This window comes from Streptomyces sp. NPDC048258, assembly GCF_043201995.1.
Classification (GTDB): domain Bacteria; phylum Actinomycetota; class Actinomycetes; order Streptomycetales; family Streptomycetaceae; genus Streptomyces.
Genome location: NZ_JBICZH010000007.1, coordinates 304929 through 328977, shown reverse-complemented (window position 1 = coordinate 328977; position 24049 = coordinate 304929). Strand labels below are relative to the sequence as shown.

Genomic DNA, 24049 nt, shown 5'->3' with positions numbered 1-24049 from the left:
CGTTCCGCATTGATGCGGGTGCCGTGTGTCACGTAGACCGTAACCCGGAGCCGTTCGGGGAGTTGCTCCGGACATGGTCCTCAGCACCGTCGGCGCGCCCACCGTCCCGCTGCCCCGCGTCCCGGCCGAGGAGGCCGCGTACGCCTCCTGGTACCAGCGGGTGCTCGGCTGGACCGTCACCGGAGGCCCGCCCGGCCAGCTCGCCACGGGGTCCCGGTTCGACGTACTGGAGCTGCCGTCCGACGCGGGTGCGGCGCTGCTGGACCGGCCCGTCGCCACCGGGCCGGTGGCCCTCATGGGGCGCCGGATGCGGTTCCTGGTGGCCGCGGGGAGCGCGGAGGAGCTGGACGGGCTGCTCGACTGGCTGGAGTGGGGCGGGGTCGCCCTGGATCTCGCCGCCTTGGGTGCGGGTGGCCGGATCACCGCTCCCACGCCCCCTGGACAGGCCCCGGACCCTCGGGGAGCCGCCGTGTGGCTGCGACCCCCCGAGCAGGGGTGTGAGGCACTGCTGCCCGCCCTGCCGGGCCTCGGGGAGGGCACCGGGCCCGCCCGTCGACCCGATCTCGTACGACTGGTGGCCGCCGCGGCGACGGAATGCCACCGCGCCCGCCTTCGGCGCCGTACGGTCCGGTCCGGTCAGCCCTTGGCCTTCTCGTAGGCCTCGCGGATCTCGGCCGGGACGCGGCCGCGGTCGTTCACGTTGTAACCGTTCTCCTTCGCCCACGCGCGGATCTCCGCGGTGTCCGGGTTACCGGCCGTCGCGGCGGCGCGGCCCTTGGCGCGGGCCGCGGTGGCGCGCCCACCGGTGCGGCGGCCGCCCTTGGTGTACGGGTCGAGCAGACCGCGGAGCTTTTCAGCGTTGGCGGTGGTGAGGTCGATCTCGTAGGTCTTGCCGTCCAGAGCGAACGTCACCGTCTCGTCCGCCTCGACGCCGTCGAGGTCGTCGACAAGAAGGACCTGAACCTTCTGTGCCACCGGGATTTCCTTTCATCGAAAAGCAGTACGCGGAAAGGAAACCGCTTTTGCCTGGAAAACACAAACCCCCCGGGGAGAGGTTCGAGACCGCAACAGGGCGGGAAACGTGCGCGATTCGGACATAGGCCACAGGCGGGCGGAGCGCCGGGAAAGCCGCGGTGATCGTTCAGAGGTGCAGAAGCATCCGACTGTTACCCAAGGTGTTCGGCTTCACTCGTTCGAGACCGAGGAACTCGGCGACACCCTCGTCATAGGAACGCAGGAGCTCCATGTAGACATCGGTCTCCACCGGGGTCTCGCCGATCTCGACGAAGCCGTGCTTCGCGAAGAAGTCCACTTCGAAGGTGAGGCAGAAAACCCGGCTCACCCCGAGCTCGCGGGCGGTCCGCAACAACTGCTCCAGCACCTGATGGCCGACGCCCGCGCCCTTCAAGTCGCGGTCGACGGCGAGAGTGCGCACTTCGGCGAGGTCTTCCCACATCACGTGGAGAGCTCCGCAGCCGACGACCTGGCCGTCGGAGTCGCGTTCCGCGACCCAGAACTCCTGGATGTCCTCGTAAAGGACGACCGGGGCTTTGTCGAGCAGGATCCGCTGCTGCACGTACTGGTCGAGCAGGCGCCGCAGCGCGGGAACATCACCTGTGCGGGCACGGCGGATCGTCACTGTTTCTGCATGCGCAGCGGAAAACTCTCCCATGGCCCCGGACGTTATCGCCCCGGTACGTCCGGACGCTCGGCGGAGTCCCCTTCGGCCTCGGCCGGCGCGGGGGCTTCGGCCGCGGCCCCGGCGGCCGACTCGGCGGCGGACTCGGCGGCCTCGTCGTCGTGCTGGACGATCCGAACGGCGTCCCGGAGGGCTTCCCGCTGTTCCGCCGACATCATGCCGAAGAAGGCGACGAGGGCGGCCGCGGGGTTGTCGCTCGTCGACCAGGCATCGTTCATCAGTGCGGCCGAGTAGGCGGCGCGGGTGGAGACCGCCGTATATCGATAGGCGCGGCCTTCCGCTTCCCGGCGGACCCAGCCCTTCTGATGAAGATTGTCCATAACGGTCATGACCGTGGTGTACGCGATGGACCGTTCCTGCTGGAGGTCTTCCAGCACTTCTCGAACGGTGACCGGGCGGTTCCACTGCCACACCCGCGTCATGACTGCGTCTTCGAGTTCTCCCAAGGGGCGAGGCACAACAGCACGATAGTGCGGCTTGTGGGTAATTGCCCGACTATTCGCTCGCCAACGCACAAAAAATCGGACGCGGGGCCCGAAGCCCTGCGCCCGATACCCGAAGAGTTCTACTTCTGAGGCTGGCGGGTGGCCTCGGCCCGGGCGATCACGGCGTCGACCGCCGCGTCCTCCTTGGCCTTGTTGGCGCCGCCCTGGCTCTTCACGATCGTCACGACGAGAGCGATGAAGAACGCGGCCATCACGACGGGGGGCACGAGCGCGGAGACGTAGTCCATGCCCTCAGCGTAGCTACATGGCGGCGCGCTCGGCCGCCGGGGGCGGGGTGGGCTTGCGGCGCGGCGGGAACACCTCGCCGGGCGTCGGGATGGGCCGCCCGGGCTGTTCGGGGCGCGGCGGCTCCTTGGGCTGCTTGGGCTGGGGCGTCGGGCGGCCCGGCTGCTCGTCCCGTCCGCCGGCCAGGGCCAGCAGCCGGGTCCGGGGCGCGGGGGTGGTCGACAGCCTCCTGCGTACGGAGCGCTCCGCGACGGCCTGGGCGCGGTCCAGCAGCGCGGCCGCGACCGGGTTGGCGCGCAGGGCGCGGAGTGCGGCGAGGTCGTCGGGTACGGGCTCGTACCCGGCGGCCAGGGCGTCCTGCAGCAGCTCCAGGTAGCCGGAGAGGCTGCCGGGCAGGGCGCCCCGATAGCGGGCGAGATCCTCGACGAGGAAGGCTCTGAGCCGGGCCGCCTCCTGGACCACGTCGTCCACCGACTGCGCGAGGCGCAGGCAGTCCTGGACCTCCTCGGCCGCGAGGGGGGCCGAGGAGGACTGAAGGGCGTGGGCGAGCGAGCGCCTGAGCACGTGCAGCTCAGCGGCACTGAACGCCATGCCGCCGCGGGATCCGTAGGGCGTGGGCATGGGCCGAAGATACGCGCTAATCGGACAAAATCCCCTGAGGGTGGGCGGTCTCGGCGCGGCGGACCCCTCAGCCGGTCTCTTTGACCGCGCGGAGGAATTCGGCCCAGGCGGCCTGGGTCGTGGCGAGCACGAGGTGCGCGGGGTCGGCGTGGTCGGCGACGCGCACCAGCGTGCCGGGCGCGGCGGAGACGTAGACGCAGGCGTCTCCCTCTCCGCAGAACGAGGACTTCTGCCACGTGGGCTGAGCGGTCATGGTGTCTCCTCCGGGCACGGTCGCCGGTCATTCCGTGGAGGACGGTATCGCCGCAACCGGCCAGGACCGCTGACTTCCGGGTAATTCGGAGTTTCGCACCACTGCCGTCCGGGGTGCGGGGGTGCCGCTGCGCGGAGCCTTTCCCCCACCCCGCCCCTTCCCGAAACTGTGGGCTCCGCCCCCAGTCCCCCCGGCGCCTCGAACTCCCCCAGACTCCGTCCGGGGGGACCCCCAGGCGGGGCTGGATGGTGCCGGGCCGGGCTGGGCTGGGCCGGGCCGGGCTGGGCTGGGCTGGGCTGTAGCGCCTTACAAGCGGGCCGTGAATTCCGATACCGCCGAGATCACGTCCGACGCGGTCCAGGACAGGCCCGGTGTCGTGACCTCGACCTCCGTCATCGACACACCGGGTGCGGGCGTCGGGGACCAGCGGCGGAACAGGACCCGTCCCGTCTCCTCCGCCGTGCGGAGCCCCGCCTCCGTCAGGTGGTCCGCCCCGTACGGCAGCCACACCTGGAACTGGTGCGTGTGCGGCTCCTCCGGGTTGATCCGGAACCAGGGGATCCCGGCCGCGGTGAGCGCCGGGCCCAGCGCGGCCGCCACCCTCCGCGCCTGCGCGACGTACGACGGCAGGCACGGAAGCTCCCGCTCCAGCCCGGCCAGCGCGGCGAGGGCCTGCGGGAACTGGCGGAAGATCTGGCCCCCGTACCGGTGCCGCCAGACCCTGGTCTCCTCCACGAAGTCCCGCGGCCCGGCCAGGGCCGCCCCGCTCAGCCCGCCGAGCGACTTGTAGAGCGAGACGTAGACCGAGTCGGCCAGCGCCGCGATCTCCGTCAGCGGGCGCCCGAAGTGGACCGTGGACTCCCACAGCCGGGCTCCGTCGAAGTGCACCACCGCGTCCCGTTCCCGGGCCGCGTCGACCAGCGCCTCCAGTTCCTCCCACGTGGGCAGCAGGAAGCCCGCGTCCCGAAGGGGCAGCTCCAGCATCAGCGTGCCGAACGGCTCCGCGAGTCCGGAGACCTCCGCGGCCGTCGGCTGGCGGGCCTCCGTCGTCGGGTGGGCCACCCGGAGACCGGAGACCGTCGAGAGCGCGTCCCCCTCCCACCGCTCCGGATGGCTCATCGGGTGCAGCGCCACCACCGGGTTCCCGGTGTGCCCCGCCCAGCACCTCAGCGCGACCTGCTGCGCCATCGTCCCGGTCGGGAAGAACGCCGCGTCCTCGGTGCCCAGCAGCTCCGCGACGCGCCGCTCCAGCACGTCGACGATCCCGTCGCCGTACACGTCGGCGGGCTGGTCCATGTCGTACGGGGCTTCGGCGAGCGGGGCCAGCAGCTCCGCCATCGTCGGTTCGCGCAGGGAGCCGGAGAGTTTCCGCTCCGCCGCCCGCCAGGCCGCCACCTGCCGCTTCTCCCGCTCGGTGTCCTCATTCATGGCCCGAATCATCGCCGACCGGCCAAAGGGCCCAGGGGCTAGCATGGCGGCGTATCGTCCGGTACCCCCCGCGGACTGGAACGGAAGGCCCTCCCCGCGTGAACCCAACACAGCAGCCACGCCCTGCCCGGCTGGCGGTCGGCGTCGTCGGAGCCGGCCGGGTCGGCCCCGCGCTGGCGCGCGCGCTCCAGCAGGCAGGGCACCGGCCCGTCGCCGTCTCCGGCGTCTCCGACGCCTCCGTGCGCCGTGCCGCGCGGATGCTGCCCGACGTGCCCCTCGTCCCGCCGGCGCAGGTGTTCGAACTCGCCGACCTGGTCCTCCTCACGGTGCCGGACGACGCGCTGCCGTCCCTCGTCGAGGGCCTCGCCGAGACGGGTGCGATCCGGCCCGGGCAGCTGCTCGTCCACACCTCCGGGCGGTACGGGACCTCCGTGCTCGACCCGGCGCGCCGCGCGGGCGCGCTGCCGCTGGCCCTGCACCCCGCGATGACCTTCACCGGTACCGAGGTCGACGTGCAGCGCCTGGCCGGCTGCTCCTTCGGCGTCACCGCCCCCCAGGAGCTGCGGCTCGCCGCCGAGGCCCTGGTCATCGAGATGGGCGGGGAGCCCGAGTGGATCGCGGAGCAGAACCGCCCGCTCTACCACGCGGCCCTCGCCCTCAGCGCGAACCACCTGGTCACCCTGGTCGCCCAGTCGATGGAGCTGCTGCAGATGGCCGGGGTCGAGCACCCCGACCGAATGCTCGGCCCCCTGCTCGGCGCCGCCCTCGACAACGCGCTGCGCTCCGGTGACGCCGCCCTGACCGGTCCGGTGGCGCGCGGCGACGCCGGCACGGTCGCCGTGCACGTCTCGGAACTGCGCAAGCACGCGCCCGGCACGGTCGCCGGATACCTGGCCATGGCCCGCACCACCGCCGACCGGGCCCTCGCGCACGGTCTGCTCAAGCCCGAGCTCGCCGAGGACCTGCTCGGCGTCCTCGCGGACAAGGACGGCGACGCCCGATGAGCGAACCCTTGCTGCTGCACACCTCCGAGGAGCTCCACAAGCTCCCGCGGACCGGCTGCCGGGCCGTGGTGATGACCATGGGCGCCCTGCACGAGGGCCACGCCACCCTCATCCGCGCCGCCCGCGAACAGGCCGGCCCCGACGGCCAGGTCGTCGTCACCGTCTTCGTCAACCCCCTGCAGTTCGGGGCGAACGAGGACCTCGACCGCTACCCGCGCACCCTCGACGCCGACCGGCGGATCGCCGAAGAGGCGGGCGCCGACGCGGTGTTCGCCCCCGCCGTCGACGAGGTCTACCCGGGCGGCGACCCGCAGGTGCGGATCAGCGCCGGCCCCATGGGCGGGCGCCTCGAAGGGGCGACCCGCCCCGGCCACTTCGACGGAATGCTGACCGTCGTCGCCAAGCTGCTCCACCTCACCCGCCCCGACCTGGCCCTCTTCGGCCAGAAGGACGCGCAGCAACTGGCCCTGATCCGGCGGATGGTGACCGACCTGAACTTCCCCGTCGAGGTGGTCGGCGTACCGACCGTCCGCGAGGAGGACGGGCTCGCGCTGTCGTCCCGCAACCGCTACCTCTCCCCCGCGGAGCGGCGCACCGCCCTGGCCCTGTCCCGCGCCCTGTTCGCCGGACGCGACCGGCTCGCCGCGCAGGCGGCGCTGCGGGCCCGCGCCGAGGCCAACCCGGCCAGCGACGAGCGCGCCAGCGCGCTGGCGAAGCTCGGCGAGATCCGCGCCTCGGCGGACGCGCACGCCGTGTCGGCGGCCGGGTCCGGGCTGCCGGACGCCGTACGGGCCGCCGCGCAGCACGTCCTGGAGGAGGCGGGCCGGCACGAGCCGCCGCTCCTGCTGGACTATGTGGCGCTGGTGGACCCGCAGGACTTCACCGAGGCCGGCCCCGGGTTCACCGGGCAGGCCGTCCTGGCCGTCGCCGCGAAGGTGGGCACGACCCGGCTGATCGACAACATCCCACTGGAATTCGGAGCACATTCGTGAGCACCCCAGGCAGAGACCCCCGGTCGGGCGGCGCAGGCACCGGCATACGGTTGCACGCACCGGCCCCCGGCTGGTCCGTCGACGCCGACGTCGTGGTCGTCGGCTCCGGCGTCGCCGGGCTGACCGCCGCGCTGCGCTGCGCCGCCGCCGGCCGCCGTACGGTCGTGGTCACCAAGGCACGGCTCGACGACGGCTCCACCCGCTGGGCCCAGGGCGGGATCGCCGCGGCCCTCGGCGAGGGCGACACGCCCGAGCAGCACCTGGAGGACACCCTGGTCGCGGGTGCGGGCCTGTGCGACGAGGAGGCCGTACGGCTGCTCGTCACCGAAGGCCCGGACGCGGTGCGGCGGCTGATGGCCACCGGCGCCGTCTTCGACACCTCCGCGGAGACCGGGGAGATAGAACTGACCCGCGAGGGCGGCCACCACCGGCGCCGGATCGCGCACGCGGGCGGCGACGCCACCGGCGCCGAGATCTCGCGGGCGCTGGTCGAGGCCGTGCATGCCGCGGGCATCGAGACCGTGGAAAACGCGCTCGTACTGGACCTGCTGCAGGACGCGCGGGGGCGGACGGCCGGTGTCACGCTGCACGTCATGGGCGAGGGCCAGCACGACGGCGTCGGCGCCGTCCACGCGCCCGCCGTGATCCTCGCGACCGGCGGTATGGGCCAGGTCTTCTCCGCGACCACCAACCCGTCGGTGTCGACGGGCGACGGGGTGGCGCTCGCACTGCGCGCCGGGGCCGAGGTCTCCGACCTGGAGTTCGTCCAGTTCCACCCGACGGTGCTGTTCCTCGGCCCGGACGCCGAGGGCCAGCAGCCCCTGGTGTCGGAGGCGGTGCGCGGCGAGGGCGCGTACCTCGTCGACGCGGACGGCGTCCGCTTCATGGTGGGCCAGCACGAGCTCGCGGAGCTGGCGCCGCGCGACATCGTCGCCAAGGGCATCATGCGCCGCATGCAGGAGCAGGACGCGCGGCACATGTACCTGGACGCCCGGCACTTCGGCGCCGAGATGTGGGAGCAGCGCTTCCCGACCATCCTGGCCGCCTGCCGCGCGCACGGCATCGACCCGGTGACCGAGCCGATCCCGGTCGCGCCCGCCGCGCACTACGCGTCCGGCGGCGTACGGACCGACCTGCACGGGCGCACCACCGTCCCGGGCCTGTACGCGTGCGGCGAGGTCGCCTGCACCGGTGTGCACGGCGCGAACCGGCTGGCCTCCAACTCCCTGCTGGAGGGCCTGGTCTTCGCCGAGCGGATCGCCGACGACATCACCGCGCAGGCGCGCACCGGCAACGGCCCGGGCATACCCGTCCCCGCGACCGGCCCGCTGCAGCCCGCCGGGGCGCGGTACGAGGTCCAGCGGATCATGACGAACGGCGCGGGCGTGCTGCGCTCGGCCGAGTCGCTGCGTACGGCAGCCGAGGCCCTCGAAGCCCTGTACGCCACCGCCCTGAACAACCTCGAAGCGCACGGCAAGACCGCCGAACCGGGGGTGGACACCTGGGAGGCCACGAATCTGCTGTGCGTGGCCCGGGTGCTGGTCGCGGCCGCGCAGCGGCGCGTGGAGACCCGCGGCTGCCACTGGCGCGAGGACCATCCGGACCGGGACGATGCCGCCTGGCGCCGCCATCTCGTCGTCCGGCTCTCGGCGACCGAGAAGCGCGCCCTGGTCGTCGTCCCCACCGACTCCGCGGACTTCCCGTCCGTGCACGTCCCCCTGAGTACCCAGAGCCTGGAGCAGTGACCGTGAGCACCCCCGAACTTCCCCTGATCGACCAGAACGACGGCGGCTGCGGCGACGACTGCGCCTGCGGCGACGGCGAGGAGAGCGGCCTCGACCCGGCGCTGGCCCAGCTGCTGGCGGACGCGGGTCTGGACCCCGTCGAGGTCGAGGACATCGCCCACATGGCGCTCTCCGAGGACCTGGACGGCGGCGTCGACGTCACCACCGTCGCGACCGTGCCCGAGGACGCGGAGGCGGTGGCCGACTTCGTCGCGCGCGAGGACGGCGTCGTGTCCGGTCTGCGCATCGCCGAGGCCGTGTTCTCCGTGGTCTGCACGGAGGCCTTCGAGGTGGAGCGGCACGCGGAGGACGGCGACACCGTCACGGCCGGGCAGCTGCTGCTGTCCGTACGGTCGCGCACCCGCGACCTGCTCACGGCGGAGCGCAGCGCGCTGAACATCCTGTGCCGCCTGTCGGGCATCGCCACCGCCACCCGCCGCTGGGCGGACGTGCTGGAGGGCACCGGGGCGAAGGTCCGCGACACCCGCAAGACCACCCCGGGCCTGCGCGCGCTGGAGAAGTACGCGGTGCGCTGCGGCGGCGGCGTCAACCACCGCATGTCGCTGTCGGACGCGGCGCTGGTCAAGGACAACCACGTGGTGGCGGCGGGCGGGGTCGCGCAGGCCTTCAAGGCCGTACGGGAGTCCTTCCCGGACGTGCCGATCGAGGTCGAGGTCGACACGATGGAGCAGATCGGCGAGGTGCTGGAGGCCGGCGCCGACCTGATCCTGCTGGACAACTTCTCGGTCGCGCAGACCGCCGAGGCCGTGGCGCTGGTGGCCGGCCGCGCGGTGCTGGAGTCCTCGGGCCGCCTGACCCTGGACACCGCCCGGGCGTACGCGGAGACCGGGGTGGACTACCTGGCCGTCGGCGGGCTGACCCACTCCTCGCCGATCCTGGACATCGGCCTCGATCTGCGCGAGGCGGTGTAACCCGTGCTCCTCACCATCGACGTAGGCAACACCCAGACGGTCCTGGGCCTGTTCGACGGTGACGAGATCGTCGAGCACTGGCGCATCTCGACCGACCCGCGGCGCACGGCGGACGAGCTGGCCGTGCTCATGCAGGGCCTGATGGGCATGCACCCGATGCTCGGCAGCGAGCTGGGCGACGGCATCCACGGCATCGGCATCTGTTCGACGGTGCCGTCGGTGCTGCACGAGCTGCGGGAGGTCACGCGGCGCTACTACGGGGACGTCCCGGCGGTGCTGGTGGAGCCCGGCATCAAGACGGGCGTGCCGATCCTCATGGACAACCCCAAGGAGGTCGGCGCGGACCGCATCATCAACGCGGTCGCGGCGGTCGAGCTCTACGGGGGCCCGGCGATCGTGGTCGACTTCGGTACGGCGACCACCTTCGACGCGGTGTCCGCGAAGGGCGAGTACGTGGGCGGGGTGATCGCCCCGGGCATCGAGATCTCGATGGAGGCCCTCGGCGTACGGGGTGCCCAGCTACGGAAGATCGAGCTGGCCCGCCCGCGCAACGTGATCGGGAAGTCGACGGTCGAGGCGATGCAGTCGGGCGTGCTGTACGGCTTCGCGGGCCAGGTCGACGGGGTCGTCACCCGCATGGCCAAGGAGCTGGCCGGTCCGAACGGCGATCCGGACGACGTCCGCGTGATCGCCACCGGCGGCCTGGCCCCGATGGTCCTCGGCGAGTCCTCGGTGATCGACGACCACGAGCCGTGGCTGACGCTGATCGGCCTGCGGCTGGTGTACGAGCGCAACGCGCCCAACTTCGAGTAGCGGGCGGCGGCTGCGTGCCCCCGGCTCCCCCGCGCACGGGTGGGCGGGCCGGGGGCACGCGCGAGTGCGCGTGCCCCCGGCCGGCGCGCGGACGTCCCGTACCGGGTCAGCTCCGGGCCGTGAGCCTCCGCAGGGCGGCGCGCCACGGGTGACGGCCGGGGCGGCCGTCCAGGACGGCCCGGAACTGCTCGTACGCCCGGGCCGCGCGCACCACGGCGAGATCGTCCCGCCCCGGCGGCGGGGGCATCGGGTCGCCGTGCTGGGACGCCCGGTAGGTGTCGATGAGGTACTGCTCGATCGCACTCATACGTCCACCCTCACCCCGTGACCGCCGAGCCGCACCCTCCAGAATGGGCCTGATGAGCGTCACCATCGACATCGCCGGGCTCCCCGCCGAGCGGATCTCCTTCACGCCCTCGCCGCTCGCGGAGCTCTGCATGGCGCTGCACGCGCTCTCGCAGCCCGCCCACCACCCCGCGCTCACCTCCTGGACCACCGCCACCGCCGCCGCCCTCGACCCGTGCCTCGCGGACCGGCTGCTGGAGGGCGACTTCATGTGGCGGAGCTCCTTCGCCGACATCTTCATGCCCTTCGCGGGGATCTCCGGCGGGACCGGGCTGCCCGGCGCGACCCTGGCCGAGGAGCTCGACGTACTCGACCGGCTGGACGACGAGCGGTTCGTGATGGCCGCCCTGGAGCACTGCTGGCTGGCCCTGTACAACGAGGGCGGCTGGCCCTCCCCGCTCACCGATCCGTCGGCGCGGGCCAAGGCGCTGGAGACGGCCGCCGCCCGCGGCCCGCGCCAGCTGAACTTCTCGCTGCGCCTGCTGGACGACACCGCCGCCGTCCGGGTGTGGATGCGGCGGCTCCTGGAGGACTGCGACGAGGCCTTCTTCGCCGAGACCTGGAAGCGCGTCGAGCCCGGGCAGAGCGCCGACGCCCGGCACAAGACCGAGCTGCTGCGCCGCAAGGGGCTGCCGGCCGCGCTGAAGGAGGTCTCGGGCGCGCTCAGCGTCGACGAGGCCCGCACCACCATCACCGCCGACAAGATGGTCGACGGCTCGACCACCGCCACCGACCCCCGCGTCGGCCCCGGCCTGGTCTTCATACCGACCAGCTTCGGCTGGCCGCACCTGCTGGTGCTGCACGCGCCGGGCTGGCGGCCGGTGGTCCACTATCCGCTCGGCACCCCCGAACTGGCCTCCGCGCCCGGGTCGGTGGAGCTGCTCCAGCGGCGGATGGAGGCCCTCGCCCATCCCATGCGGATGATGCTGTGCCGGAGTCTGGCCAGGGCCCCGTACACGACGAGCGAGCTGGCGACCGTGTACGGGATCACCGCGCCGGAGGTGTCCCGGCATCTGGCCGTACTCAAAAAGGCCGGCCTGATCCATACGCGGCGCCAAGGGCGGTATGCCCAGCATCAGTTGGATCTGTCCGCGGTCGCCCGCATCGGCTCGGACTTCATCGAGGGCATCCTCCGTTAGGCGCAAGGTCGCCGCTATGCGGATTTCATGAACCGGAATCAGTTAAAACTCTGGCCAGAGTGGCTCCTCGCTGCTTAACGTGCGTCCACCGTTCCGCCTGCTCGCACCGTGACGTGGAAGGACCTACATGCCCTCTCGCCGTATAGCCGCAGCAACCGCCGCCCTGGCGGCCGCGGCCCTCGTCTCCCCGCTGCTCCTCGCCGGGCCCGCCGGTGCGACCGGAAGCCCGCAGAGCGACGCCGCACGAGGTGACGCGCTGGCCAGGAAGCTGGTCAAGGACGCGACCGGCAAGGGCGCCTACAACCATCTGAAGGTCTTCCAGTCGATCGCCGACTACAACAACGGCACGCGCGTGGCCGGTTCCAAGGGCCACGAGCAGTCCGCCAAGTACGTCGAGGCCGTGATGCGGGCAGCCGGCTACAAGGTCACGAAGAACGAGTTCGACTTCGTCTACGTCGAGAACATCGCCGAGAAGCTGACGGTGAAAGGCTCGAACGCGCACGACGTCCCGATCCACCTGATGACGTACACGGCGAACTCCCCGGAGGGGGGCGTGACGGCCCAGGTCGCCGTCGCGCCGGTCGACGCGGACGGCACGAACGGCTGCGAGCCCGGCGACTTCGCCGCCGGCGCCTTCACCGGCAAGATCGCCCTGGTCAAGCGCGGCGGCTGCACCTTCGCCGTCAAGCAGGCCAACGCGGCGGCGGCCGGCGCGGTCGGCGCGGTCATCTACAACAACACCGCGGGCGCCCTGAACGGCACCCTCGGCGACCCGAACGCGGGCAAGGTCCCGACCGGCGGCATCACCCAGGCGGACGGCGAGAAGCTCGCCGCCGACGCCGCGGCCGGCCCGGTCGAGGTCACCCTCGACATCCGCCAGTTCCGCGAGAACCGCACGTCGTACAACGTCGTCGCGGAGACCCGCGGCGGGGACGAGAACAACACCGTCTTCCTCGGCGCGCACCTCGACTCGGTCGCGGCGGGCCCGGGCATCAACGACAACGGCTCCGGCTCGGCCGGCATCCTCCAGGTCGCGCAGCGCCTCGCGAGCAGCCAGACGAAGATCAAGAACAAGGTCAAGTTCGCCTGGTGGTCGGCGGAGGAGTTCGGCCTGCTCGGCTCCGAGGCGTATGTCGCCGGGCTGACCGACGCCCAGAAGAAGCAGATCAAGCTCTACCTGAACTTCGACATGATCGCCTCGCCGAACTCCGCGTACTTCGTCTACGACGGCGACGACTCGGACGCGGTGGGCGCGGGCCCCGGCCCGGAGGGCTCCGCCCAGCTGGAGAAGGGGATCAACGACTTCCTCGACTCCAAGAAGATCCCGCACGCGGGCACGGACTTCTCCGGCCGCTCGGACTACGGCCCGTTCATCGAGGTCGGCATCCCGTCCGGCGGTACGTTCACGGGTGCCGAGGGCATCAAGACGCCGGAGGAGGCCGCGAAGTTCGGCGGGCAGGCGGGCGTCGCCTACGACGTGAACTACCACGCCAAGGGTGACGACATCACGAACATCGACCAGAAGGCGCTCGACATCAACGTCGACGTCATCGCGGACGCGGTCGGCCACTACGCCTTCGACCTGGCCCCGCTCTCGAAGCCGGTCGTCTCCGTGCCGACGCCGGGCGGCGGCAGCGGAGGCGGCCTGCACGAGGGCCACGACGAGGTCCTGCGGTAGTCACGCGCAGGCAGCCGAAGGGGCCGGCATCCCGCTCACGGGGTGCCGGCCCCTTCACCGTCTCCCGCTCCCGCGGGCTACGGGGCGCCCCGCGACCACCTCGTGGTGACGTACGCGATCGCCTGGGCGGTCTTGTCCAGCCGGCGGGAGCCGGAGCGGGTGGTCCTGCTCAGTTCCACGTGCAGGAAGCGGGTGCCCTGCTCGGCGGCGAGCCGGCCCTGCTCGTTGGTCCGGCCCGACAGCTTGCAGGTGGCGGACCACGCCCGGCACACCTCGAAGCCCTGCCCGTCCAGCTTTCCGGCGAGCCGTTCGGCGTCCTCGGCCGCCCGGCTCCCCGCGCCGGTGGAGACGACGGAGTCGGTGCCGGGGACGGAGTCGTCGGCGAAGCCGTGCAGTTGGATGCCCGGCAGGCCGCGCCGGGCGAGTTCCGCGATCACGGCGTGGAAGACCGAGTCCGTGCGGTGCGCCATGTCGGCCGGGGCCCCCTCGCCCCCGTCGTCCGCCTCGCCCCCGTCGTCCGCCTCGTCACCGGCTTCGCCCGCGCCGGTGCCCGTGCCCGTCCCCGCCGTACGGTGGGCGCCCGCCATGACCATGACCCCACCGGGGGCGCCGCGCAGCACCCTGGCCCCGAGCCGCTCGGTGCCCTGGTCGGCGACGGGGTGCGGAACCTGGACCGACCAGCGCGGGGGCCCGTCGAGGGCGACGTAGACGCGGCCCCAGCCCCGGGTGGCGGAGCCGGACCGGCCCGCCGCGTCGGAGACCTCCGCGAAGCGGCGTCCTCCGGCCGTGTCGGTGAAGACGTCGAGCCTGTAGTCCACCTCGGCCAGCCGAGTGCGCGCCGTATCGACGTTCCCCTCGAAAAGGGCGGAAACACCCTCGACAATGATCGTTTTCTCGGTCTGCGTGGGCGCACGATAGCCGCCCGTCGTGCCGAGTTCCGCGGCGAAACGGGTGACCCGGCCGAGTAGATCTATGTCCTCCACCACAGGCGACGGAGAGGGAGCGGCTGGAACAGCTCCCTTTTCGACCGAATTGATTGGACCAAAAGCGACGTAAGCCGCCAGCGCCATGATCACGCCGCAAATGATCACACCGGCCGTCACATCTTTTGTGAACTTCACAGTTTTCACTGGCTGAAAATAGCTGAGTGAAAATCGCCCCCGCCCGTCCGGTCTCCGCCGCCCTGACCCGCGCCGTGCTCCTCGTCCTCCCGCTGAGCCTCTCGCTCGCGGGGTGCGGCCTGCTCGGCGGCCCGCAGGAGAAGCCGGGGCCGGCTGCGGGCGACGCGGCGGACGGAAGCGCAAAGAGCGCGGGCCGGTCCTTCACCGTCGCCGCCGCGGGCGACATCCTCATCCACCCGCAGCTGACCGACCAGGCCGCCCGGGACGCCAAGGCGGCCGGACACACGGGGTACGACTTCGACCGGATCATGGCGGGGGTCAAGCCGGTCATCAGCAAGGCCGACCTCGGCATCTGCCACATGGAGCCGGTCCTGGGCCGGCCGGACGGCCCCTTCCAGACCTACCCCGACTTCCTCGTCCCGCCGCAGATCGCCAAAACGATCAAGAACATCGGGTACGACACCTGCTCGACGGCCTCGAACCACACCCTCGACCACGGCCCGGAGGGCGTCTTCCGCACCCTGGACACCCTGGACCGGGAGGGCCTCAAGCACACCGGCTCCGCCCGGAGCAAGGAAGAGGACGACAAGCCCCTGATCCTGGACGTCAACGGCGTCAAGGTCGCCCAGATCTCCTTCGCCTTCGGCTTCAACGGGCGCGAGGTCCCCAAGGACAAGCCCTGGCTGGCCAACCTCATCAGCTTCAAGGCCATCGCCGCGGCCGAGAAGAAGGCCCGCGCGGCCGGCGCCGAAGTCGTGATCCTCTCCATCCACTGGGGCCGCGAGCACCAGCCGAACCCGAGCAACCCGCAGCTGGAACTGGCCCGCCGGATCGCCGAGGAGACCGGGATCAACCTGGTCATCGGCCACCACGCCCACGTCGTACAGCCGATGGAGAAGGTCGACGGCACCTGGGTCGCCTACGGCCTCGGCAACCAGCTCGCCCGCCACGACGTGCCCAGCGGTCTGACCGAGGAGGGCGCCATCGGCTGGTTCGAGTTCAGCGAGAAGAACGGCGCGTGGGACGTCCAGGCCCGCTTCGTGCCCACCTTCACCGACATCCCGCCGGACCCCGAGAGCACCCCGGGGTCGGACCTGCCCGGCACGAACACCCAGCAGGTACGCGACCACCGCCTGGTCGACGTCGTGGAAGCCCTGCAGAACGACAAGAACCTGCTGCCGGAGCAGCGCGCCCGCTACCGCCTGGCCTTCGAGCGCACCCAGGGCACCATGCTCAACCGCGGCGCCGGCAAGGACGGACTGCGACCCCTGCGGGGACTGCCCGGGTGACCCACCGGGCGCACCCGCCCGCGTACGTACGACCTCCCGCTCTCCCGTTCAGCCCAGGAAGGACCCCTCTCCGTGGCCGCATCCCGCAACACGCGGCGACGCAAGGCCGGCCGCAGGGCCGACATGTCACTGCTCGGCGGCATCAGGCCGCCGATCACCGTGCTGTCGGTGCTGCTGCTCGCCCTGGCCGGGTTCACCGCGCTGAGCCTGGGCAGCGTCCGCGAGGACCGGCTGCCCGCCGCCGTGCTCACCTCCCAGCAGCACTTCGCCGAGGACGGCGCGATCGCCCTGCGCGCCTCGCTGGACGAGAGCGTCACCGACCTCGGCCGGGCCGCGGCCCTGTTCTCCACCGGGAAGCCCGTCGCCCCGGACGCCGTGCTCGACAAGATCGGCAGCGTCTACCAGAAGTGGCGCGGCACCGCGGTCGTCGAGATCGGCTCGGGCCGGCTGCTGGCCGCCCGCGGCGAGAACCTCCCCCTGACCGCGATCGACCGCACCCGGCTCTCCGGCGAGGGCGGCCTGGCCCCGCGCATGGTCAAACTGGCCAACGGCGAGACCCGGCTGCTCACCCTCTCCCTGCTGTCCTGGAAGGACCAGCCCCAGCAGTTGCTGGTCGCCTCCAGCAGCCTGCGCTTCCCCGGCATCAGCCTCGGCAACTTCCGGGCCATCGCCGTCGTCGGCTCCGACGGCACGGTGCTCAGCAACGACGGCATCCCCGAGCCCGAGATGGTCCTCACCGACCTCCAGCGCGCCGACGTCAAGCGCGACACCGCGCAGCTCGCCTCCTTCGCCAAGACCGCGGCCCACCGGACCGAGGCCAACCCGCTGACCGCGAAGGAGCCCGGCTCCGGCGGCTTCCTCGGGGTCAGCGGCAGCCTGATGGGAGGCGAATGGGGCGGTGAACGCGCCGCCGCGGGCTACGCGCGCCTCGCCGGACCCGAAGCGGGCGTCGGCACCAGCGCCACCAGCCTGGAGCTGACCGTCGTCGCCATGGTCAACATCGCGCAGAACCCCGCGCGCACCTCCGACGCGTTCGCCGGACTGGTCCTGGCCGGCGCCCTGCTGCTGGTCGGCGCCCTGGTCGTCGCCCTGCTCGTCGGCACCGTGCAGCGCCCGCTGATCACCCTGTTCCTGGAGAGCCGGCGGATGACCCGCGGTGACCTCACCCGCCCGGTGTCCGTCCCCCGCGGGGCCGAGGCGGCCCGGATCGGCAACGCCCTGGAGCGGCTGCGCGGCCAGCTGCTGGACGACGCGGTCCCCGCGCCCGCCACCCCCGGCAGGCGAAAGCGCCGCACGGGCGCCCGTGTACTCCTCGCCCTGTGCGGGGTCCTGCTCCTGGCCTGGTGCGTACCGCTCGGCCTGCTGGTCAACCGGGCCGGCGAGGACGTCGTCGTACCGCAGCAGCTGGTCAACGACCAGCGGGAGCGCACCGACACCCTCAACGACCGGATCCGGCGCGCCCTCAACGAAGGCCAGGCCGACCTGCTGTCCGTCGCCTCGCTGATGGGCGACGACACGACCCCGCAGCACATGACCACCGTCCTGGAGCGCACCGCGCGCGAGCACCTGCGCTACGCGTCCCTGTACGTGCTCGACGGCACCGGCAAGGTACTCGCCCAGGCGGGCGGCACACCGCAGACCGCCGGCGGCAAGGGGCCCCGCAAGGAGCCGATCGCCCTCCACGACGGCGGCAAGGAGCCGGTCGTCGTCGCGACCGCCCAGATCCCGGGCCGGGGCGGCACGGCGATCGTCGGCGAGTTCCGCATCGACTTCCTCAACTCGCTGCTCAAGCGGCCGGGTCTGGGGGAGATCCGGGTGGTCGACTCCCAGCACCGGATCATCGCCTCCAACAGCGGCTACCGCGCCTTCGAGAAGCTCGACGACGAGCGGCTCGACGCCCTCGTCGAGGGCTCCGCCCTCAAGGTCGGCATGTCCCCGCGGCCCGGCAGCATCCTCTACCGCAGCGGCGGCGACCACGTCATCGCGGCCGCGGCCCCGTTCGTGGGCGGCGGCGCCGCCAGGCCCATGGACTGGACCGTGGTCAGCTGGCAGTCCGCCAAGGGCCTGGCCATCCACGAGTACAGCCTGCAGAACCGCACCGTCCTCGCCGGCCTGCTCGGCTTCGCGGTCGGCGCGGCCTGCCTCGGCTGGCTCCAGATCATCGTGGTCGCCCCGCTGCGCGACCTCGCCCGGCGCGCCGAGGCCCTCGCCGACGGCGACCGGCGCACGGTGCTGTACCCGCGCCACCACGACGAGGTGGGTGCCGTGACCCGCAGCCTGGAGATCATCCGCCAGCAGCTCCAGCAGCGGCAGCAGCAGCGCAAGCAGGCCGGCGGACGGCCGTCCGCCCCGGCCGGAAGGAACTGATCCCCCGTGCTCTTCCTCTACTGCGTGCTGCTCGTCTGCTGCGCGATCATGCTCGTCGCGGGCATCGTGGAGCAGCGGCGGCACTTCGCCGGCCTGCACCGGATACCGAACCGGGTGCTGGTCAACGGCATCCGCGGCAAGAGCTCCATCACCCGGCTGTGCGCGGGGGCGCTGCGCGGCGGCGGTCTGACCACGGTCGCCAAGACCACCGGCACGGCGGCCCGGTTCATCCACCCGGACGCCACCGAGGAACCCGTCCACCGCAAGTTCGGCATCGCCAACGTCGTGGAGCAGATCGGCATCGTGCGGCGCGCCGCCGCCTACCGTCCGGACGCGCTCGTCATGGAGTGCATGGCGGTCATGCCCGCGCTCCAGGAGATCAACCAGTCCAAGCTGATCCAGTCGACCATCGGCGTCCTGTGCAACGTCCGCGAGGACCACGTCGCCGAGATGGGCCCGACCCTCGACGACATCGCGCGCTCCCTGTCCCGCTCGATGCCGCACGGCGGGATCTGCGTCACCGCCGAGAAGGAGCGCTTCGACGTCCTCCAGGAGGAGGCCGACGCCCGCGACTGCCGGCTGCTGTACGCCGACCCCGACACGGTCAGCGACGAGGAGCTGCGCGGTTTCAGCTGGTTCACCTTCAAGGAGAACGTCGCCATCGCGCTCACCGTCGCCGAGCTCCTCGGCGTCGACCGGGACACCGCCCTGCGGGGGATGTACGAGGCCCCGCCGGACCCGGGTGTGCTCTCGGTCGAGCGGTACCTGGCCCCCGGCGGGAAGCGGCTGCGGTTCGCCAACGTCTTCGCGGCGAACGACCCCGAGTCGACGCTGATGAACATCAACCAGCTGCTGGACCTGGGTGCGGTGGAACGCCCGCTGAACGTGGTGATCAACTGTCGGCCCGACCGGGTCGAGCGCAACGGCCAGATGGGCTCGATCGTCCCCGATCTGCGGCCGGACAAGGTCTTCGTGATCGGCCACCCGGCCAAGAGCGCCATCGACGCGATCCCGGCCGAATGGCGCGACCGCGCCGTCGACCTGGGCGGCGACCACCGCGACGGCGAGGAGTTCATGCGGGAGCTGCTGGGGCACCTCGGCCCGAGCTCCTCGCTCGTCGCCATCGGCAACATCCACGGGCAGGGCGAGGTGCTGCTGGAGCACCTCGCGGAGCTGCCGACGGACGAGGCGGACGACTCCGAGGACGGGGACCCCGTACGGCAGGAGGAGCCGGCGGGGCAGTTCGCCCGCGCCTTCGACCCGTACGCCGACGCCCCGTACGGCCGCGACCCGTACGCACAGCTCCCGTACGGCGGGGACCCGTACGGTCAGAGCCCCGACGGCCGGACCCCGAACGCGCAGGCCGCGTACGGCCGGGTCCCGTACGGTCAGAGCCCCGACGGCCGGACCCCGAACGCGCAGGCCCCGAACGTCCAGGTCCCGTACGCGCAGGGCCCCAACGGCCGGACCCCGAACGCGCAGGCCCCGTACATCCAGGCCCCGTACGCGCAGGGCCCCGACGGCCAGGTGCCGTACGCGCAGGCCCTGAACGGCGGCGACCCGTACGCGCAGGCCCCGAACGGCCGGGTCCCGTACCCGCAGGGCCCCGACGGCCAGGTGCCGTACGTGCAGGCCCTGAACGGCGGCGACCCGTACGCGCAGGTCCCGACCGGCCGGCTCCCGTACCCGCAGGGCCCCAACGGCGGGGGCCCCCACGGCCACGTCCCGAACGGCCACGTCGCCCACGCTCCGGCCCCGCAGGGGCCGGGTGCGTACGCACAGGCGCCGCGGGCGGCCGCCCCCGACCCGTACGGCATCCGCGCCGCCACACCCGTACCGGCCTGGCCGCAGCCGAAGCCGCAGATCCCCCCGAGCCCCCCGCAGGGGCAATGGCAGAAGCCAGGAGAAACCCGTTGATCCCCGCCGTCCTCACCCCCGAGATCGCCGCGATCGGCATTGCCCTGGGTCTGCTGTTCTCGCTCGTCTGCTACCTCACGACCAACCTCTCCCCCGGCGGAATGATCACCCCCGGCTGGCTGGCGCTGACCCTCCTGGAGGACCTCCAGCGAGCCGCCCTCGTGGTCGGCGTGACCGTCGCCACGTACGTGCTGACGCTGCTCGTGCAGCGCTTCGTGATCCTCTACGGCAAGCGGCTGTTCGCGGCCGTCGTGCTGCTCGGCGTCCTGCTCCAGGCCACCGTGGTGATCGTGCTCCAGATGGAGTTCCCGCTCCTCTACACGAACCAGACCCTCGGCTTCATCGTGCCGGGCCTGATCGGCTACCAGCTGGTGCGCCAGCCGAAGGGGCCCACCCTGCTCGCCACCGGCAGCACCACGCTCATGACGTACGTCGTACTGACCGCCGGCATCCTGCTCGGCGTCATGCCGGCCGCGTAGCCCCGAAGAACCCCGCGCCCGCCCCCAACCGCTCCGGAGCCCCCCGCATGACCGCCAAGTCGAAGAGCCGCACACGTTCCGCGCTGCACGCGGTCACCGTGCTCGCGCTGCTGGCCGGCAGCGCGTACCTCACGTACGCGCTGCGCGTCCAGGAGCAGGCCAAGGCGCCCGCCGTCCAGGTCGTCGCCGACCAGAACATCGCGGCCGGCGCGGGCGAGGCGGGCGCCCAGAAGTGGGAACGCCTCCGGAGCCCCGACCGGTCGGTGCTGCGCGACGGCACCGGGCAGGTGCTGGCCACCTTCACCGACGGCGCCCGCACGGCCACCCTCACCGGGCCGAGCCGCACCTTCACCGAGCCGGCCAACACCACGACCCGGGTCGTCACCGAGAACTGGGTCCGCCTCATGCCGGAGCCGTGGAAGCCGGGCGCGGAGAACGAGCAGTGGTTCAAGGAATGGTTCAAGAAGTACTTCGGGAGCCAGGAGGACGACATCTTCGCGATGGCCTTCCAGTACGGCGACCAGGCCCCGGTGAAGAAGGACGCGCAGGGCGCCTCGTACGCGGGTGACGCCTCCTTCGGCCCGCTCAACCCCGCCGGCTCGGCCGGCAACGACCTGCGCCTGGAGCAGTCGGACTTCTACGACTACCTCGGCACCGCGTACACCTTCCGCGACGGCACCAGGAAGCAGCCCCAGGCCGCCCGGTACCGGTCCATGGACTGCTCCGGTTTCGTCCGCACCGTCTTCGGCTACCGGGCCCGCTACCCGCTCCTGTCCGACGACAAGCCCGGCTCCGGCCTGCCGCGGACCGCGAACGGCATGGCCCGCGCCGCCGTGGGCGCGGACGTCCTGCCCCTCAAGGGGGTCGGCCCGCAGGACCGGCCCGTCTCGATCGACGTGATCCAGCCGGGCGACCTGCTGTTCTTCAAGCTCGACGCGCGCACCAAGGACCGCCTCGACCACACGGGCATCTACCTGGGCACGGACACCGACGGCCACAAGATCTTCATCTCCAGCCGGGAGGAGGCCAACGGCCCGACGATCGGCGACAAGGGCGGTACCTCGCGCCTCGACGGCAACGGCTACTACGCGACGACCCTGCGCAGCGCGAAGCGGCTCTAGGGGGCGGGGGCCAGTCAGCTCCCGCCGTCCCCGGCCCGCGGCCACGGTGGGATGCCGACCGGCTGGACCAGCCAGCCGAAGTCGCCGAGCCCGCCGCGGGCCGTCAGCTCCGCCGCTTCGCCCGCCGAGGCCAGGGCGCGGACGTAGGCCGCCGGGTCGGTCGAGGCCAGGACCAGCGGCGGGCGGGCGCCCGAGACGCCGAGGGCGGTCAGGGCCTCGCGCTGCGTCAGCAGCACCGACCCCGGGCCCGCGCACGCGTCCAGTGCCACGTGGGCGGTGACATCGCAGCTGCCGTCCGGGACCGGCGGAACCTCCCGGCCCGCCCGGAAACCCGTCAGGGTGCCGTACGGGGGCCGCGCCTCCCGGGTATGGGCGTAGTCCACCGCCACCGCCAGACCCCGCTCCAGGCTCGCCACCGCGGCCGCCCAGGCCTCGTCGCGCGCCCGGCCGATCTCCGCGCGGCCGCCGCCCGGCCACCACCGCTCCAGCCAGGCCAGGTCCGCGCCGTCCACCGGGCCGCCGGGGCTCTCCGTACCGTCCGGGGCGACCAGCACGTAACGCCCGTCCTCCGCGACCTCCAGCGGCACGTTGTCCAGCCATTCGTTGGCGAAGAGGAGCCCCGTCGTCCGTTCGGGTGGCGCCGCGACCCAGCGGATCCGCGGGTCGAGCCCCGGGGGCCGCTCCGCCCGCTCCACGGCGTACGGACGCACCCGCGCGGCCACCTCCGCCGGAAGCGCGGCGAGCACCCCGGCCAGCAGTTCCCCGCGCCCGGCACCCACGTCGACCAGGTCCAGCCCCGCCGGGTGCCCGAGCTCGGCGTCCACCCACCGCAGCAGCCGCGCCACGGCTCCCGCGTACAGCCCGGACGCGTGCACCGAGGTGCGGAAGTGCCCGGCGGGACCCGGGCCGCCCGGCCGCACGTAGAACCCGCCGGGCCCGTACAGCGCGGCCTCCATCGCCGCCCGCCACCGCACCGGATTCACGCCTTCCCCCTGAGCTTCACCCTGAGCACCCATCACACAAAGGTTATGGTCACCGTCCACCTTGGGGAGTACGCACCCGGTGCGAGGTTCGCACCTCTGGTTGACTCCAGCACCTATCAGCGTTCCCTACTCTGGGTTACGTGCAGCGCCTCTACGATTTCCTCCGCAGACACCCGACGGGCGTCGACAGCTTCTGGGCTGTCCTCTTCTTCGGGGTCTCGATGGTCAACGTGGTGGCCGAGACCAGCCTCAGCACCACCCTGCGGCTCGCGGCCGTCCCCGCGGTGATCGCCCTGAGCGTCGCCGTGGCACTGCGCCGCAAGTGGACCCAGGCGATGTTCTGGCTCACCCTCGGCGCGGGGCTCTACCAGCTGGCCCTGGGCGTCGTCGCCGGGTTCTACGACTTCGCGATGCTCGTCATCCTGTTCACGGTCGCCGCGAGCGAGGTCCCGCGCTGGGTCTCCCGCACCGCCCTGGGCTGGGGGCTGGCCGCCGCGCCGCTCTACTTCCTGCGGTACGGCGTCGACAAGGGCACCAACGACGTCGACAACGTCCTCTTCACCCTCTTCATGATCGTCCCGTTCGTCCTCGCCTGGGTGATGGGCGACTCCCTGCGCACCCGCCGGGCCTACTACGCCCAGCTCATCGAGCGCAACCAGCGGCTGGAGAAGGAGCGCGAGGCCCAGGCCAAGGTGGCCGTGGCCGCCGAGCGCGCCCGGATCGCCCGCGAGCTGCACGACGTCGTCGCGCACAACGTCTCGGTGATGGTGGTCCAGGCGGACGGGGCGGCGTACGTCATGGACGTGGCCCCCGATCAGGCCAAGGAGGCCCTCCAGACCATCTCGGGCACCGGCCGCCAGGCCCTCGCCGAGATGCGCCGGCTGCTGGGCGTACTGCGCACCGGCGAGCCGCAGGAGTCCGAGGACTACGTGCCGCAGCCGGACGTCGAGCAGATCGAGGTGCTGGTCGAGCAGGTACGGGCGGCCGGGCTCGCGGTGGACTTCGAGGTCGAGGGCGCGCCGCGGCGGCTGCCCAGCGGCGTCGAGCTGACCGCGTACCGGATCGTGCAGGAGGCGCTGACCAATACGCGCAAGCACGGGGGCCCCGACGCGAAGGCGAGCGTCCGGCTGGTCTACTTCGACGACGGGCTGGGCCTGCTGGTCGAGGACGACGGGCGGGGCGCGGCACACGAGCTGTACGAGGACGGCGGCGCCGACGGCGCCGGGCACGGCCTGATCGGCATGCGCGAGCGGATCGGTATGGTCGGCGGAACCCTGGACACCGGGCCGCGGCCGGGCGGCGGCTTCCGGATCAGCGCATTGCTTCCGTTGAAGAAGAGTTGAAGAGGACGAG

24 protein-coding genes are annotated in these 24049 nt (G+C 72.5%); 14 read left to right on the top strand and 10 right to left on the bottom strand.

What is annotated here, in order from left to right; all coding sequences use genetic code 11:
- Nucleotides 1-73 precede the first annotated feature (73 nt).
- Nucleotides 74-658, top strand: a complete 585-nt coding sequence (locus tag ACGFYQ_RS19175) for an SCO3374 family protein (protein WP_393745273.1) — start codon at nucleotides 74-76, stop codon at nucleotides 656-658.
- Here the strand turns inward: ACGFYQ_RS19175 and ACGFYQ_RS19170 are convergent.
- From ACGFYQ_RS19170 to ACGFYQ_RS19140, 7 genes are all read right to left on the bottom strand, one after another.
- Nucleotides 637-975, bottom strand: coding sequence for an Lsr2 family protein (locus ACGFYQ_RS19170; RefSeq protein ID WP_393745271.1), 339 nt, complete (start codon nucleotides 973-975; stop codon nucleotides 637-639). The genes ACGFYQ_RS19175 and ACGFYQ_RS19170 overlap by 22 nt on opposite strands.
- A gap of 166 nt (nucleotides 976-1141) precedes the next feature.
- Complete coding sequence (locus ACGFYQ_RS19165; RefSeq protein ID WP_393745269.1) at nucleotides 1142-1672, bottom strand: amino-acid N-acetyltransferase; 531 nt, start codon at nucleotides 1670-1672, stop codon at nucleotides 1142-1144.
- 11 nt (nucleotides 1673-1683) lie between these two features.
- Nucleotides 1684-2157: a BlaI/MecI/CopY family transcriptional regulator gene (locus tag ACGFYQ_RS19160; RefSeq protein WP_393745267.1), complete on the bottom strand. Its 474-nt coding sequence runs from the start codon at nucleotides 2155-2157 to the stop codon at nucleotides 1684-1686.
- Between the two features lie 107 nt (nucleotides 2158-2264).
- The gene (locus tag ACGFYQ_RS19155) at nucleotides 2265-2432 is read right to left on the bottom strand and encodes a hypothetical protein (protein WP_362394855.1); all 168 of its coding nucleotides are present in this window, start codon (nucleotides 2430-2432) and stop codon (nucleotides 2265-2267) included.
- 13 nt (nucleotides 2433-2445) lie between these two features.
- Nucleotides 2446-3021 (bottom strand): hypothetical protein, encoded by a 576-nt coding sequence (locus ACGFYQ_RS19150; RefSeq protein WP_393745341.1) that lies wholly within the window; start codon nucleotides 3019-3021, stop codon nucleotides 2446-2448.
- 97 nt (nucleotides 3022-3118) lie between these two features.
- Nucleotides 3119-3304, bottom strand: a complete 186-nt coding sequence (locus tag ACGFYQ_RS19145) for a DUF397 domain-containing protein (RefSeq protein ID WP_328926956.1) — start codon at nucleotides 3302-3304, stop codon at nucleotides 3119-3121.
- A gap of 306 nt (nucleotides 3305-3610) precedes the next feature.
- Nucleotides 3611-4732, bottom strand: coding sequence for a threonine aldolase family protein (locus ACGFYQ_RS19140; RefSeq protein WP_393745264.1), 1122 nt, complete (start codon nucleotides 4730-4732; stop codon nucleotides 3611-3613).
- 98 nt (nucleotides 4733-4830) lie between these two features.
- On the opposite strand from ACGFYQ_RS19140, the gene ACGFYQ_RS19135 reads away from it, so the two are divergent.
- The 5 genes from ACGFYQ_RS19135 to ACGFYQ_RS19115 are packed head-to-tail and all read left to right on the top strand — an operon-like array spanning nucleotide 4831 to nucleotide 10257.
- Complete coding sequence (locus ACGFYQ_RS19135) at nucleotides 4831-5736, top strand: Rossmann-like and DUF2520 domain-containing protein (protein WP_393745262.1); 906 nt, start codon at nucleotides 4831-4833, stop codon at nucleotides 5734-5736.
- A complete protein-coding gene (panC, locus tag ACGFYQ_RS19130) occupies nucleotides 5733-6728 on the top strand; it encodes a pantoate--beta-alanine ligase (protein ID WP_393745260.1) in 996 nt (331 codons plus the stop codon). The genes ACGFYQ_RS19135 and panC overlap by 4 nt, the downstream gene beginning before the upstream one ends.
- Entirely contained in the window at nucleotides 6725-8473 is a 1749-nt protein-coding gene (locus tag ACGFYQ_RS19125; protein ID WP_393745258.1) for an L-aspartate oxidase, read from the top strand. The genes panC and ACGFYQ_RS19125 overlap by 4 nt, the downstream gene beginning before the upstream one ends.
- A gap of 2 nt (nucleotides 8474-8475) precedes the next feature.
- The gene (gene nadC / locus ACGFYQ_RS19120; protein ID WP_393745256.1) at nucleotides 8476-9444 is read left to right on the top strand and encodes a carboxylating nicotinate-nucleotide diphosphorylase; all 969 of its coding nucleotides are present in this window, start codon (nucleotides 8476-8478) and stop codon (nucleotides 9442-9444) included.
- A 3-nt stretch (nucleotides 9445-9447) separates the two neighbouring features.
- Nucleotides 9448-10257 carry a type III pantothenate kinase gene (locus ACGFYQ_RS19115; protein WP_362394836.1) on the top strand — a complete coding sequence of 270 codons (810 nt, stop codon included), beginning with the start codon at nucleotides 9448-9450 and terminating at the stop codon, nucleotides 10255-10257.
- A 106-nt stretch (nucleotides 10258-10363) separates the two neighbouring features.
- Here the strand turns inward: ACGFYQ_RS19115 and ACGFYQ_RS19110 are convergent, their stop codons facing one another.
- Nucleotides 10364-10564 (bottom strand): hypothetical protein, encoded by a 201-nt coding sequence (locus ACGFYQ_RS19110; RefSeq protein ID WP_393745253.1) that lies wholly within the window; start codon nucleotides 10562-10564, stop codon nucleotides 10364-10366.
- Nucleotides 10565-10616: 52 nt separating this feature from the next.
- Here ACGFYQ_RS19110 and ACGFYQ_RS19105 point away from each other — a divergent pair, with 52 nt between their 5' ends.
- Together ACGFYQ_RS19105 and ACGFYQ_RS19100 are read left to right on the top strand one after the other, a co-directional pair.
- Nucleotides 10617-11741, top strand: coding sequence for a DUF5937 family protein (locus ACGFYQ_RS19105; RefSeq protein ID WP_393745251.1), 1125 nt, complete (start codon nucleotides 10617-10619; stop codon nucleotides 11739-11741).
- 127 nt (nucleotides 11742-11868) lie between these two features.
- Nucleotides 11869-13419 carry a M28 family metallopeptidase gene (locus ACGFYQ_RS19100; protein ID WP_393745249.1) on the top strand — a complete coding sequence of 517 codons (1551 nt, stop codon included), beginning with the start codon at nucleotides 11869-11871 and terminating at the stop codon, nucleotides 13417-13419.
- A gap of 77 nt (nucleotides 13420-13496) precedes the next feature.
- Here the strand turns inward: ACGFYQ_RS19100 and ACGFYQ_RS19095 are convergent, their stop codons facing one another.
- Nucleotides 13497-14405, bottom strand: coding sequence for a hypothetical protein (locus ACGFYQ_RS19095; RefSeq protein ID WP_393745247.1), 909 nt, complete (start codon nucleotides 14403-14405; stop codon nucleotides 13497-13499).
- A gap of 227 nt (nucleotides 14406-14632) precedes the next feature.
- Between ACGFYQ_RS19095 and ACGFYQ_RS19090 the strand changes: the two genes are divergently transcribed.
- From ACGFYQ_RS19090 to ACGFYQ_RS19070, 5 genes are all read left to right on the top strand, one after another.
- Nucleotides 14633-15829, top strand: a complete 1197-nt coding sequence (locus ACGFYQ_RS19090) for a CapA family protein (protein WP_393745339.1) — start codon at nucleotides 14633-14635, stop codon at nucleotides 15827-15829.
- A 123-nt stretch (nucleotides 15830-15952) separates the two neighbouring features.
- On the top strand, nucleotides 15953-18196 hold the full coding sequence (locus tag ACGFYQ_RS19085) for a cache and HAMP domain-containing protein (RefSeq protein WP_393745337.1): 2244 nt from the start codon (nucleotides 15953-15955) through the stop codon (nucleotides 18194-18196).
- A gap of 6 nt (nucleotides 18197-18202) precedes the next feature.
- The gene (gene pgsB, locus ACGFYQ_RS19080; protein ID WP_393745245.1) at nucleotides 18203-20113 is read left to right on the top strand and encodes a poly-gamma-glutamate synthase PgsB; all 1911 of its coding nucleotides are present in this window, start codon (nucleotides 18203-18205) and stop codon (nucleotides 20111-20113) included.
- Nucleotides 20110-20592 carry a poly-gamma-glutamate biosynthesis protein PgsC/CapC gene (locus ACGFYQ_RS19075; RefSeq protein ID WP_393745243.1) on the top strand — a complete coding sequence of 161 codons (483 nt, stop codon included), beginning with the start codon at nucleotides 20110-20112 and terminating at the stop codon, nucleotides 20590-20592. The genes pgsB and ACGFYQ_RS19075 overlap by 4 nt, the downstream gene beginning before the upstream one ends.
- A 47-nt stretch (nucleotides 20593-20639) precedes the next feature.
- Entirely contained in the window at nucleotides 20640-21713 is a 1074-nt protein-coding gene (locus ACGFYQ_RS19070) for an NlpC/P60 family protein (RefSeq protein ID WP_393745241.1), read from the top strand.
- 14 nt (nucleotides 21714-21727) lie between these two features.
- On the opposite strand, the gene ACGFYQ_RS19065 is transcribed toward ACGFYQ_RS19070, so the two are convergent.
- Nucleotides 21728-22729: an SAM-dependent methyltransferase gene (locus ACGFYQ_RS19065; protein ID WP_393745239.1), complete on the bottom strand. Its 1002-nt coding sequence runs from the start codon at nucleotides 22727-22729 to the stop codon at nucleotides 21728-21730.
- Between the two features lie 107 nt (nucleotides 22730-22836).
- Between ACGFYQ_RS19065 and ACGFYQ_RS19060 the strand changes: the two genes are divergently transcribed.
- Nucleotides 22837-24039: a sensor histidine kinase gene (locus ACGFYQ_RS19060; protein WP_393745237.1), complete on the top strand. Its 1203-nt coding sequence runs from the start codon at nucleotides 22837-22839 to the stop codon at nucleotides 24037-24039.
- Nucleotides 24040-24049 lie beyond the last annotated feature (10 nt).